The organism is Pseudomonas sp. R11-23-07, from assembly GCF_003852295.1.
GTDB lineage: Bacteria > Pseudomonadota > Gammaproteobacteria > Pseudomonadales > Pseudomonadaceae > Aquipseudomonas.
The window spans coordinates 2,581,627-2,594,595 of the sequence record NZ_CP027761.1; the positions used below are offsets into that span (position 1 = coordinate 2,581,627).

General features: G+C 62.9%; 8 protein-coding genes. 3 read left to right on the forward strand and 5 right to left on the reverse strand.

Annotation, left to right across the window (positions count from 1 at the left end; genetic code table 11):
• Window positions 1–58: 58 nt before the first annotated feature.
• Window positions 59–4,936, reverse strand: a complete 4,878-nt coding sequence (locus tag C4J84_RS11745; RefSeq protein ID WP_256681407.1) for a dermonecrotic toxin domain-containing protein — start codon at window positions 4,934–4,936, stop codon at window positions 59–61.
• A gap of 156 nt (window positions 4,937–5,092) precedes the next feature.
• On the opposite strand from C4J84_RS11745, the gene C4J84_RS11750 reads away from it, so the two are divergent.
• From C4J84_RS11750 to C4J84_RS11760, 3 genes are all read left to right on the forward strand, one after another.
• Window positions 5,093–5,383 (forward strand): DUF5629 family protein, encoded by a 291-nt coding sequence (locus C4J84_RS11750; protein WP_124370563.1) that lies wholly within the window; start codon window positions 5,093–5,095, stop codon window positions 5,381–5,383.
• Window positions 5,370–6,545 (forward strand): lactonase family protein, encoded by a 1,176-nt coding sequence (locus tag C4J84_RS11755; protein ID WP_124370564.1) that lies wholly within the window; start codon window positions 5,370–5,372, stop codon window positions 6,543–6,545. The genes C4J84_RS11750 and C4J84_RS11755 overlap by 14 nt, the downstream gene beginning before the upstream one ends.
• Before the next feature lie 156 nt (window positions 6,546–6,701).
• The gene (locus C4J84_RS11760; RefSeq protein WP_124366879.1) at window positions 6,702–6,881 is read left to right on the forward strand and encodes a hypothetical protein; all 180 of its coding nucleotides are present in this window, start codon (window positions 6,702–6,704) and stop codon (window positions 6,879–6,881) included.
• Window positions 6,882–6,939: 58 nt separating this feature from the next.
• Here the strand turns inward: C4J84_RS11760 and C4J84_RS11765 are convergent, their stop codons facing one another.
• From C4J84_RS11765 to C4J84_RS11780, 4 genes are all read right to left on the reverse strand, one after another.
• Complete coding sequence (locus tag C4J84_RS11765) at window positions 6,940–7,533, reverse strand: glutathione S-transferase (RefSeq protein WP_124370565.1); 594 nt, start codon at window positions 7,531–7,533, stop codon at window positions 6,940–6,942.
• Window positions 7,530–11,168 (reverse strand): AAA family ATPase, encoded by a 3,639-nt coding sequence (locus C4J84_RS11770; RefSeq protein WP_124370566.1) that lies wholly within the window; start codon window positions 11,166–11,168, stop codon window positions 7,530–7,532. The genes C4J84_RS11765 and C4J84_RS11770 overlap by 4 nt, the downstream gene beginning before the upstream one ends.
• Window positions 11,165–12,406 (reverse strand): exonuclease SbcCD subunit D C-terminal domain-containing protein, encoded by a 1,242-nt coding sequence (locus C4J84_RS11775; RefSeq protein ID WP_124370567.1) that lies wholly within the window; start codon window positions 12,404–12,406, stop codon window positions 11,165–11,167. The genes C4J84_RS11770 and C4J84_RS11775 overlap by 4 nt, the downstream gene beginning before the upstream one ends.
• A gap of 295 nt (window positions 12,407–12,701) precedes the next feature.
• Window positions 12,702–12,941, reverse strand: a complete 240-nt coding sequence (locus C4J84_RS11780) for a DUF6124 family protein (RefSeq protein WP_124366883.1) — start codon at window positions 12,939–12,941, stop codon at window positions 12,702–12,704.
• Window positions 12,942–12,969 lie beyond the last annotated feature (28 nt).

Below are 12,969 nucleotides of genomic sequence, written 5' to 3' on the forward strand. Positions count from 1 at the left end.
GAGCGACATAAAAAGACCGCAGCCTTGGCTGCGGTCTTTGCGCTTCAGGGGACGCCGGTCAGTGCGGCGCAGGTGCGATGGCTAAGAACAGTTGATCCTGAGGCGGCGCGATCAGCACATAGAGGATCTTCCTGACAGGTTCCGCCCCCGGCTCCTGCTGGCTCTTCAATCGCGCCTGCACATGCGCCTTGAGCAGGTCCTTCTGTGTGAATTTACGCTGGTCGGCAAGTTTCAGGTGCGCACGGGTATAGCGGGCGGGCGGCATGTTGGCTGCCGCATAGTGAAAATGGGCATACCACAACACGCTCGGCGGTTTTTGAGCTTTGTCATACACCGCGTACTCGGTGAAAAAATCGCCGCTGAGGGTAGGGCGCTGTGGATCGGCCGGGCTGGTCAGGTTGATGTCGATCTGCTGGTGCCGCCACAGGTAATCGAGGCTTTCCAGTGTCGGCCACTGCTGTTTGTAAGCGGCGCTGCAGACCTCCTGCGCCTTTCGCTGCATGTCCCTGGCTTCTGCCCGGTACTCGTCGATCAAGCCCTGGGCCGAGGGTTGGCCGGCGTGTTCCCGTGCAATCTCATCGGCAAGCTCGGTGAGCTTGCCGGCCTGGTCGCTGAGCAGTTCATCCCAGTCGCCGGGGTTGACCGCTTGCCGAGTACCGGGAGCTTCCAGCACTTGCTGTTGAGCGCTGATCACACGTTCGATACCGGCGCGCTGCTGGAGCAGTATCTGGCCCTCGCGCTTGAGTATCGCCAGTGGACGGGCCTGGGCTGGCGGTTGCGGCGCGGTCGCGAGGTCTTCGGCGATGTCTACCCATTCGCCGGCCTGCTCGCGAAACGAGGCGACGGCTTGCCCGGTTGCCGGGTCGGTGATGGTGAAGTGCTCGCGGTTGATGTGGCCATCGGCCGGCTTGAGGTCGCCGACGAGGTATTTTCTTCTACGGGTTTTAAAGATGCGTTTGGTCGGCGCTTTCGGGCGCAGGTTTTTTAATCGCGACTGTTCTACTTCCAGTTCCTCCTGCCTGCGGACCACGGCCTCCAGTTCGTTTTCGGCAAGGGTGCGGACATCTCGCAGTTCATTCACAAGTCGCTCGGCCATCGGGCGCAAGCGTGCCGGGTTGATCAGTTTGAGCGCCTCGACCGCCGTCTCATAGCGGCGGTATTGCTCGAGCACGGTGTTGTACACCTGGTGCTGCTCATCAAGGGGGAAGCCGCTGCTGCTGCGCACTTCGATGTGAGACAGCAGCGCCTGGCTCAGGCTGGAATGGTCGGCATGCTGCCTGTACAGCGCTTCCTGCGGCGACCTTTCAGTGGCCGACAGCTCAATGGCCACCCACGACAACGGGATCAGCGCGTTGATTTTCAGGCTCTCGGGGAAAAAGTGCTGTGGGTGCGCGATCATTGCCAGCAACTCTTCACGTATCGCACGACCCGCCACTGAGTCCTGTTCCAACAGCTCCAGTGTGGTCTCCATGCCGCGGGTGCCTACGGCCATGCGTTGCTGGATATCGGCCAACGCGATGGATTTGGCCGTGTGTTCATCATAGGGCGCAGCGTTGCCGAGCAGTTTTTCCAGCATCATGCGTTCAGACACATGACGCATCGGCTCGCCACTGTCGCTGAATTGAAGCGTGTCTGACCAAAAACCCAGGTAGGTATGGATTGCCAGTTGTTCGTCCCAGAGCGTTCTCAGGGTTTTTGCCCGGTCCTGAACGTGACTGCCGGCGCCGCCGTACCTTTCCAGGTCCTGGCCCACCTTGACCAGTTCATGGCGTGCCGGCAGCAACTGCGCGTGTCGTTCCTGCAGCGTTTCCAGCAGCGTTTCATAGTGGGCACGCAGCGTTGCATAGCTTTGCATTTCGCGCTGATGACGGGTTTCAAGGGTTGATTTTTGCGGGCCGGTTGCACTGTCCAGAAGCTTCCAGACCAGCTTTAACGTCGCGGCCTGTTTGGTCAGGTCGGCGTGGGCGGTGCGCATTCGAACCAGCGAGGCGCGAAGTTCGGTCATCGATGGCGTGAGCTCGATGCCAAGCGCTTGCATCCGCACTTGTAGCTGCTCGGTTTTGCGGCGGTTTTCCACGCGCAAGGTCGCAAGGCGCTTGGGGCCTCCACCGCTCAGTTTCAGTCCGCGATCCAGGCTCCAATGCCCATTGCCGTCGGTTCTGAGCTTGACGCCAGGGTGGTCGGGTTTGTCGGGATGAATGATGAATACCTCGCCAACGCCTGGAACGACCCTGACCCGAAAGAACAGGCCGCCCACCGAGGCGTGCCAGAGGTTGTCGACCTTGAACAGACCTTTGAGGTTGCCCAGCGCAACGGCGACCGGCAGCGGCTCGGGCCAGGGCACGTTGACCTCGAGGAGTTTTTCCAGCAGGCGCGCCGAGGCGCTGTCGCCGGCCAGGGAGCGGTCAAAGTCCAGCAGGGTTCGGCCTCCACCGGGTGGCTCGGAGGGCAGGCCAACCACGCCGCGTTCGATCACCGCAGGGCTGGCCTGTGCACGCCTCAACGGCGGGCCTGGCGGGGATTCGATAACGGGGCTGCCTGGCGCTTCGGTCTCCAGCCCATGGTGCAGCAAGACCATGCCGATGTTGAGCAGCAGGTCGACCCACGCCAACTCCCTGGCAATCGGGTCTGCACTTTCCAGCGCCGGCAGGTCCTGCCTGAGGCCCATCGCCAGTTGCATGAGCCATCCGACGACCGCCAGGGGGCCGCGCACCAGCATCAACAAGGTGTTGAAGCCCAGTTGCACACCTTCCAGGATCAGCGCCCAGCGGCTTTCAGCATTGGAGGTTGACTCGCGGTCGGCCTGGTCCAGAAGTTGACGGGCTTCGCAGACGAACAGGTATTGCATCAGTTGGCCGCTGTTCAGCGCCTGCAGGATCGGGTCGTTACTTTCATCATTGGCCGGTGCCAGCGTCGCCGGTTTCGGCACCTCAGGCAATGGATCGAATTCCGAGCCTATACCGCCGATACGCACATAGTGCGGCTGATTAAACCCCCCATTGCTGTAAATGGCCCTGGCGTCGTCCGCGAGCCAGGCCAGTACGCTGTCCTGCAGGGCGCCGGGCTGGGCGATGGCCGCCAGCAACGCGTCGCGGCCGGCAAACTCCAGCAAAGATTCGCCATAGGCCGGCCGGTAGAGCAGGTGCGGACCGGACTGCGCATTGCGCGGTTCGATAATGAACATGTTCTGCACCACATCAGCCTTGGCCCCAGGCTTGCGTTGAAAGGCCAGCGCGCGCATGACGATTTCATCGTTGTCGACCCAGCGCTCCGCACGCTCGGTGCCGACGACTGCCTGGACGCAACGAAAGCCACGTCGCGTAAGCCCCGCCTCAGCCTTTATCAGGTGTTCCAGCGCCTGGGTTTTCAGCTCGACAGGGCGTTGCCCGCAGAACAGGCGTTCGCGCCGTTCGGCCTCTTCGGTGCCGCTGAGCAATGCCTGTTGAATATAGACGGGGTAGTTGCGGCCGATATCCACCCGTTGGATCAGTTGCAGCAGGTACGCCGGGGTCAGCCAGGCTTCAAGCTCGCGGCCACCGGTATGGCGTAATGTCATGCGGCCGCTGGGTCTTCCCGACAGATTCTTCAGGGCCAGGTCGACCAGGCTCATGGACACTTGCTGGATGTAGCCACTTTGCAACGTGCCGACGGGCACATCGAAGGTCAGCTCCAGGTCTTCGGCCTTGTACAGCGCGTGTTCAAGGTCCGTGCAACTGCGCGTGCCCAGCATCACGGCGTTGCGCTCCAGGCACAATTGGTGATTCAAGTGGCTGGCGGCATAGGTGCGGATATCCTCCAGCCCATCCAGGTAGCCCGCGCCCTGCGTCAGGCGCCTGAGGTTGGCCTGTTCGATCAGGCATTGGCGATAGCTGAAGCGGTCGGCGGGTGAGGCGCCGCGCAGCCAGTCGGGGAGGGCGGCCTGGATCGGCGACAAGCTATCGATCGGCGTGAGCGGCGCGCGGACAAACCACGAGGCCGGGTTGGTGGTCGACTCGAACAGCTGTTGCGCGGCGTCTATGGAGCTGGCGCGAGGCAGTTGTATCGCGGCGAGATCCTCCAGTTGCCGGTTGAGCACCAGCGCCGCTTGAACCTCGAATATATCGCCGTCCGGCTCGTAGCGGTGCCAGGTGATCTTGTCGGCGCTGAACTGCCGTGACAGGCGCTCGCCCCATGCCTGGCCGAAGGCGTCGAGGCTGGCGTAGGACTCGACCTGGCCGGACACGGCACACAACCATACGCGCTGGCCACCGACCACGAGCAGATCGCTGGACTGCACGGTCAAGGTGGTGGCTTCCCGCACCAGGTGCGTTTCCAGGGTGTAGGCATGGATCGAATTGTCGGGCCATGGCAGGCGCGCCCTGGCTTCACGAGTAGGGTAGTTGGCCAACGTGCTGAGTATGTGCAGTTGTTGGGCATCCTCGCCGGACTGACGAATCGCCGAGGTCCTCAGCACGCCTTGCAGCAAACTGGCCAGCCATCGCCAGCGACTGCCGCCGGCCTCGCTGTCCTGGTCCCAGTATTCGGTCAGTGCATCCTGATACCCCACAAACAGAATCAAGGGCAGTTCGCGTATCACCGCTTCGACGGCGCGCACGTCATAGCTGGAAGGCTCACCGGTCGGCGGGACGAGGCGGGTGCCGGTGGCGTCACTCAGGTAACCATCCAGGTTGTCGCGCACGGACAGGTCGGGGAAGCTGCCATCGGCAATATGCTTGAGGGCCACCTCCAGCAGCGGATGCAGGCCCCGGCCGCCGCCATCACGGGGCAGCGCCAGGCAAAGATCGGAGAGGGGCTTGGGCAGGTGCGGGAAGCGTTCCTTCAAGGTGTAGGTCAGCATCTGAGTCACGACTGAGCGCAGGGATGGGCGCGTGCGAAACTGCGTCTCCACTGCTTTTTGCAGAATGTTTTCAGCCGGGGGTGTCGGGGTGGTTGGCACGGGGAGTCATCCTTTACGTGGGTTAGCTATGCCCTCGTAAAGTAATGGCCGCCACGGGCGGGATGCGGTAACCGACTACCGCTTGGCCATGGGAAATGGGAAAGACGCAGGGGATTGGCCTATCATCAGCGTTTTTTCCAGCGATGAATGATCCCGATGACTGCCGACGCCCTGCTTACTGAACTTCAAACCAGCGACATGCTCGAAATCGATGGGCTGCATGCCTTTGATTTCAGGCTCGAGGATCAACAGTTACTGATCAAGAGCATGGACGGCCGGGCCGAGAAACGCTGGACGTTCAGCCTCGCGCAAGTACAGGCCGCGACCTTTGACGACGCCCTGCAAAGCTGGACCCTCACCGGTGATTCGGGCGAGCACCGCCTGGTGTGCATGGCCGCCTTCACCGGCAACAATAACGACGAGGAAGACGAGCATGATGATGCGTAAATTCTGGCCGCTGCTGATGGCCGGCAGTGTGGGGGCGATGTCGGTGCAGGCTGCACCGGCTGACACCTATGAGTTGTTGGTGGGCAGCTACACCGCTGGCGCCAGCGACGGTATTTATCGCCTGCAATTCGACAGTCGCACTGGCCAGCTCCAGGGCAAGCCGGTACTGGCAGCGAAGGCTGACAACCCTTCGTGGCTGACGGTCTCCAAAGACCAGAAGCACCTGTTTGTGGTCAATGAAAACGGTCCCGGCCAGCAAGACCCGGTCGGTCGCGTCAGCAGCTACAGCATCGACCCGAAGAATCATCAGCTCACCCTGATCAATCAGGTGCAGAGCCTGGGTAACGAGCCGACCCATTCGAGCATCGCTGCGGATGGGCGTTACCTGTTCGTCGCCAATTATTCGGTGGTGGAAGACCCGGGCGGCAGCCTGGCAATCCTGCCGGTGGACGCTACCGGCAAACTGTCGGCGCCGGTGCAGTTGAGCGGGCACCCGGCCAGTCGCGTCAACCCCGAGCGCCAGGCCTCCAACCACGTGCACTCAGTGGTGTCTTCGCCGGATGGCAAGTACGTGTTTGTGCAGGACCTGGGGGCGGACAAGGTATTTGCCTACCATTACGACCCCAAGGCCAATCACGAATTGCCGCTGACCCCGGCCAACCAGGCATCGGTGCAATTGCCACCGGGCAGCGGCCCACGTCACCTGCTGTTCAGCGCCGATGGCAAGCACGCCTGGCTGACCACCGAGATGAGCGCGCAGGTCGCGGTGTTCGATTATGCCGACGGCAAGCTCACCCAGACCCAGTTGGTCGACTACGCCGCCGGGCAACCGGTGTCCGACAAGGCCGGCGCCGCCGTGCATGCGTCCAGAGACGGCAAGTTCCTGTATGTGAGCAATCGCGGCACCGCCAACCAGATCATCGTGTTTGGCGTAGACCCTGCCACCGCCCACCTCAAAGAGCTGCAGCGCCGCAGCGTGGAAGGCGACCACCCGCGCGAGTTCAGCCTCGACCCGAGCGGCAAGTTCCTGCTGATCGCCAACCAGAAGAGCAACGAAATCGTGGTGCTCGAACGTGACCCCAACACCGGCCTGCTGGGTAAAACCGTGCAGAAATTGCCGATCGATGCCCCCAGCGACCTCAAGTTCCTGGTGCGTCAATAAGCCACAGGCCCCGCAACGCGGGGCCTGACCCTAAGTATTAATTCCATTGATGACGGCTACTGTTTCAAAGCATTTCTAAGGTTCAACCCCCGGGCGTAAGTTTGGTTCCAAGGCCTTCCCAGGCCACTCAACCAAACGCACACAAGGGTTACCGACATGAATCTGAACCTCTTCTCCATCATCGCCGCTTCCGCTGTTTCCGCCACCGTGGCCTTGCCTGCCAACGCCAGCGTGGACGTCGCCGGGAAAAAATCCAGCACCAGCGCCTACACCCAGAAATACCTGCAACAGAGCGCCAACTTTTATGCGGCGCTGGATCACAAGACCCAGGGCTAACATCAATCAACCTGTGGGAGGGGGCAAGCCCCCTCCCACAGGTTGATTGATGTTGGTTTCAGGGCTTTGCCATCACCGCGATAAACAGCGGTGACTCCAGAATCCGCTGTATCCACGCCTGTAGCCGTGGATACGGCGCCCCCGCAAACCACTCGCGATCCACATGGGCGAACTGCCGCACAAACGGCACGATGGCCGCGTCCGCCAGGCTCATGTGCGCGGCGAGCAAGTACTCACGATCCGCCAGCAAATCCTCCAACTTCTGCAAGAACACCTCGCCCTCGGCCCGATAATGTTCCATCGGCTGCTGCGGATAGCGTTCGGCGTACTTGTATCGATTCAAATGATGTTTGAATGCTGAATCGTTCTCGGCGATCAACTCCAACACCGCTGGATTCTCCTGCAACAACCAATCATCCGGATCGTACCGGGCCAATGCCCATTGCATGATCTCCAGGCTTTCCTCGATCACCCGACCTTCCACGCTCAGCACCGGAACCGTGCCCTTGGGTGACAGTGCCAGCATCTCGGCCGGCTTGGCCTTGAGGCTCACCTCGATAATCTGCACCGCCACCCCCGAGTAGCGCAGCGCCAGGCGTGCGCGCATTGCATAGGGGCAGCGCCGGAATGAATACAACAGCGCCTGGCTCACTTGACCTCCAGGGTGCTCAAGCCATTGCCCTGGCGCTTGACCTGGATCTGCACCGGGATGCGCTCATGCATTTCCTGTACATGGGAAATCACCGCGACCTTGCGGCCCTGGGCCTGCAAGCCATCGAGGGCGTCCATGGCCAATTGCAAGGATTCGGGGTCGAGGCTGCCGAAGCCCTCGTCGATAAACAGTGACTCGATTTTCAAGGTGCTGGAGGCCATCGACGCCAGGCCCAGGGCGAGCGCCAGCGACACCAGGAAGGTTTCACCGCCGGACAACGAGTGCACCGAGCGCAGTTCATCACCCATTTCCGTGTCCATCACCAGCAGGCCCAACATGCTGCCGCCACGCTTGAGGCGGTAGCGGCGCACCAGTTGGCGCAGCTGCACGTTGGCGTGATGCACCAGCAGGTCGAGGTTGTAGGCCTGGGCGATCTTGCGGAAAGTGTCGCCGGTGGCCGAGCCGATCAGCGCGTTCAGGCGTGCCCAGCGCTGCCATTCGTCATAGGCCTTGGTGATCTGTTCGGCCAGGGCGTGGTTGGCATCCTGGCGGCGCTGGTCCTCGGACTGGCGCGCGCGCAGTTCGGCGCAGTGTTTCTCGCCCTCGGCCAATTGCTGGTTGAGCGCGGCGAGGCTGCTGTCCAGCTGTTCGGCGTCCAGGTTGCCATTGTGCAAGGCCTGGTGCTCGGCGAGGCGTTGTTCGCGCTCTTGCAGCAGTACGCTGGCTTGTTCGACGGCTTTTTCGCAGGTGTGCAACTGCTGGCGCAGGTCGGTGACCTGGGCGTCGTCCAATGCCAGCAGACGCGCCAGGCCGTCGTCGTCCAGCTCGGGGTGCGCGGCGCGCCATGCGCTGATGCGCGTGTCCAGGGCCTGTCGTTCGCTCTCGAGCGCTTGCTGGCGCTCCTGTACGGCCTTGAGGTCGGCGACCAATTGCACCAGGGCGGAGTGAACGGCGTGCAACTCCTGGCTGGCATCGGCTTCGCTTTGGCGCGACTGGGCGACGGCCTGATCCAGTTGCTGTTGCCACTGTTCGGCGCTGGCGTGCTCGCCCAGCAAGGCGCTGAGCGTTTCCTGGGCGTCGCGGTGCTGGGTGGCCAGCTCGGCGACCTGCAGATTCAGCGCCTCCAATTGCTGCTGGCGATGCTGCTGGTGGGTCTGTTGCTTCTCGATGGCCTGCTGACGCTCCTGTTGTTCAGCCAGCTCATCACGCTGATGGCCCAGGTGTTCCAGGCGCTGGCTGACCTGCTGATCAAGCTGCAGGAAGGTCGCCGCCGGTTCACTGCGCAAGCCTTCCAGCGTCGCGCTGGGCAACAGGCTGGCGAAGCTTGCAAGTTCTGCATCGAGGCGTTCGCGGTCGTTGGCCAGGGCGCGCTGCTGGTCGAGCAACAGTTGGCGGGCCTGCTGGCTGGCGTCCTGGGCGGCTTGCAACTGCTGCTGCAAACGCCCGGCATTCTGTTGCAGGTTGAGCAGGGCGCTTTGGCGCTGTTCGTCCTGGGCGATGCTTTGCGTCAGTTGCGCCAGTTGCTGGGCCAACCAGCTGCTGCGCTTGGCGGCGTCCTGGTTGAACAGCGCAGCGCACAGCGGATGCGCTTGCAGGCTTGGCGCCAACGCTTGCTGCTGCAGCGCAAGCTGTTCCTGCTGCGCCAGGAATTCCTTTTGCTGGGCGATCAGGCCACCCACTTCGCCACGCAGCTCGGTGAGCTTTTCCTTGAGGCTGTCGACGGCTTTCTGCGCCGTGGCCTCTTCGTTTTCATCGTGGCGGCCCAAGCTCTGCAACAACGCTTCGGGCTGGTGATACGGATGTTCGTGGCTGCCGCAGACGGGGCAGGGCTGGTCGTCCTGCAACTGCTCGCGCAGTTCCTCAACGCTGGCACTGCGGGCCAGGCGCTGGCGCTCCAGCAGTTGCTTGGTCACCGTCAGGGTTTGCTCGGCCACCGTCAATTCGGCTTTGGTCTGCAGGCCGGTCTGGTTCAGTTGCTCGCGCTGCTGCGCCGCTTCGGCGAGTTTTTGCGCTAGGCTGCTGGCCTGAGTGTCGAGCTGCTGCTGGCTGTCCCACAAACGTGCCAGGTCTTCGAAGGCACGTTGTTGCTTGCGATTGTCCTGCAAGAGGCTGGCGAGCAATTGCAGTTGTTCGGCCACTGCGTGCGGCTCGGCGCCGGCCTCCTGGTACAGCAGGTCCAGGGCTTCGCGCTGCTGGGTGAATTGCGCCACGGCGGCGGTGACGCGCTGTTCGAGTTGCGGCAGTTCGGTCTCGCCCTGATTCAGGCGATTGCCGATCAGCATCAGCTGTTGCAGGCGGTCGCGGTAGGCGGTCCAGGCGTCGCTCAGGGGCGCGAGGGCGGCGCTGCGCTCAAGTTCAGCGGAGAGGCGTTGCAGACGCTCGCCGACCTGGGCCTGCTTTTCTTTCAGGCTGTTGAGCAAAATCTGACCTTCGCTGCAGGCGGTGGCGTGCTGCTGCTGGTCCTCGGTGCGCTTGGCCAGCTCCTTGGTCAAGTGGGCGAGGGTGGTCTGTTGTTCGAAAGCCTGGCGCAACAACGGCGCGGCCTGCGCCTGGTTCTGCTGGGCTTGCCCGAGTGCCGACTGGGCGCTGGCCTGCTGCTGTTGCGCCTGTTCCTCGCGGCTGTGCAGCACGGCTTGTTGCGCAAGGTGCTGCTGAATCTGCGTGGCGAGCGGTGCCAGCAAGGCGTCGAGTTCTGCGCGGCGCAGGAAGTGATGGCGCTGTGGGGCGAGCTGGTCCAGGCGCGTCAGGTCCTGGCGCTGCTGGCCCTGGCTGTCCCACTGTTGCTGGGCGTGCTGCAACTGCTCGGCAGCGCTTTGCTGGCGCTCCTGCCATTCGCGCAGTTCCTTGAGCCAGGTGTGCTGCAACTCCAATTGCTTGAGCTGGGCCTGGTGGGTCTTGAGTTGTTGCTGCGCCTGGCTCAGTTGTTGATCCAGCTCGGCGCGGGCTTCGGCGGCCAGGGGCACCACGCCGGTGGCCTGGTCCTGCAACTGCTTGTGGGCGTCCCTGGCGTCCTTGGCCTTGTCGAAGGCGCGGCGGCCCAGCTGGGTGTAGAGCGCGGTGTCGGTGAGCTTTTCCAGCAGTTCGCTGCGCTCGTTGTCGTTGGCCTTGAGAAAGGCGCTGAACTCGCTCTGCGCCAGCAGCACCGCACGGGTGAACTGTTCGAAGTTCAGGCCCAGGGCCAGTTCCAGCTGGGTCTTGTATTCGGTTTTCTGGCTGGCCAGCAGTTGCTCGCTGTCCAGGTCGATCAGGCTCTGGCGGCTGCTCTGCAGCTTGCCGCTGGCCTTGTCGCGGGCGCGGTTGGCTTCCCAGCGCGCCCGGTAGCGCCGGCCGCTGACGCCGACGAAATCCACCTCGGCGTAGCCCCCGCCGGTACCCCGCCTGAGCAGGGTGCGCGGGTCGCCGATGGAAATATCGCTGTCGGCATCCGGCATCTTCGCCTGGCCGGTATCGCCCAAGCGCGGCACCGCGCCAAACAGCGCCAGGCACAGTGCATCGAGCAGGGTGCTTTTCCCGGCGCCGGTCGGCCCGGTGATGGCAAACAAACCGGCACTGGCCAGCGGCTCGGCCGTGAAGTCGATTTCGAACGGCCCGGCCAGGGACGCGAGGTTTTTCAGGCGGATGGCGAGGATCTTCATGGCTGTTCGTCCTCCTGTTGCACTTCCTGGAGCAGCACGGCGAAGTCCTTCAAGGTCTGTTCATCCACTTCACTGCCGTAGCTGTCCTGCCAGGCGCGGCTGAACAGCTCCTGGGGCGTGAGCTGGTCGAGTTCGACCAGGCGCTCTTCGTCGCCGTCGGCGCGCGGGCCGTTGCCGGCGTATTCGGCGGCGATGCGCACCAGGCGCACGGCCTTGCCTTGCAGGGCGGTTTCGATCTGCTGGCGCAGGTCCGGTTGCGGTTCGTCGAGACGCACGCGCACTTCCAGCCAGGGATGGCGCTGGGTTTCGGCGAGCAGGTCGATGTCGGGCAGCTCGGCCAGGACCTTGAGAATATCGGCCAGAGGCGCGGCTTCCAGGCGTTGCAGGTTGACCGAGCGCGGAATCAGCAGCGGTTCGACGCCGACCAGTCGTTCGCCCTGGAACGTCACGTCGAGCACCTGGTGCTTGTAGCTGATTTCGGAAAACGACAGCGGAATCGGCGAGCCGCTGTAGCGAATGCGCTCTTCGCCATTCACTTTTTGCGGTTTGTGCAGATGGCCGAGGGCAACATAGCCGACACTCTTATCGAACAGGCTGGCCGGCAGCGCCTCGGCATTGCCGATGATCAGGCTGCGCTCGGAGTCTTCCGACACCGAACCCCCGGCCATGTGCGCATGGCTGATGGCAACCAGCGCCTGGCCTTTCTTGCGTTTGGCGTTGGCGGCCGCGATCAGCCATTCATGCACTTGGCCGATGCCGCGCAGGTAATCATCGCCCAACTGCGCCCCCGTGACTTCCGCCGGGCGCAGAAAGGGCAGCGCCAGGCACCAGGCGACGATCTTGCCTTTGGCGTCCGGCAATGGGATCAGCAGGCGTTCGGCATCCAATTGGCCGTCATCCAGCCACAGCACTCGGCCCAACGCATGGGTACGCAGACGGCGCATCAGCGGGGCGGGCAGCTCGATGCGCGAACCGGAGTCGTGGTTGCCGGCGATCATCACAATCGTCAGCGTGGGGTTTTGTTCGTGGGCGCCGATGATGAAGTCATACAGGCGCTCCTGGGCCTTGAGCGGCGGGTTGACCGTGTCGAAGATATCGCCGGCGATCAACAGCGCATCCGGGCGATGGGCCTTTAGTTGGCCCAGCAGCCATTCGAGGAAACAGGCATGTTCGAAGTCGCGTTCCTGGCCGTGCAGGTTTTGCCCAAGGTGCCAGTCGGAGGTGTGAAACAGACGCAAGGCGAACTCCGTGGAGAAGATGAAAAGGAAGGGAGTTTACCTGTTATATGAACACGCTGCTCCGGGCGGCGCAGGTCAAATGTGGGAGGGGGCTTGCCCTAATGCCAGTCAGTTAAGAAGTAGCAGGAGCGCGAACTAACTTGTGGCGAGGGAGCTTGCTCCCGCTGGGGCGCGAAGCGGCCCCAAACAATGGGACTGCTGCGCAGTCCAGCGGGAGCAAGCTCCCTCGCCACAGGTTCGGTGTCGCCTTAACTGACTGGCATTAGGGCAAGCCCCCTCCCACAGGGGTTGTGCGTTATGCCTGGGGTTGTAGGCACTCCAAGGCTCGGTCCGCCAGGGTGCGGGCCATGTCGATCAGGTGGGCGGTGGAGCAGGCCATGTCGCGTTGGGCGCCGTTGAGGTCTTCAGCAGTCTGTATTGCGGTGGTGGCGGCGCAGCGTAATAGCGAGGCAATGCTGACGATGGCGTCTTCGAAGCTCAGGTCTTCGTGGGCGACAAAAATCGGAAAGGGGGGATCGGGGACGAGTTTGTTCATGCGTGAAGCTCCTGCTTGGGTTGGGAGC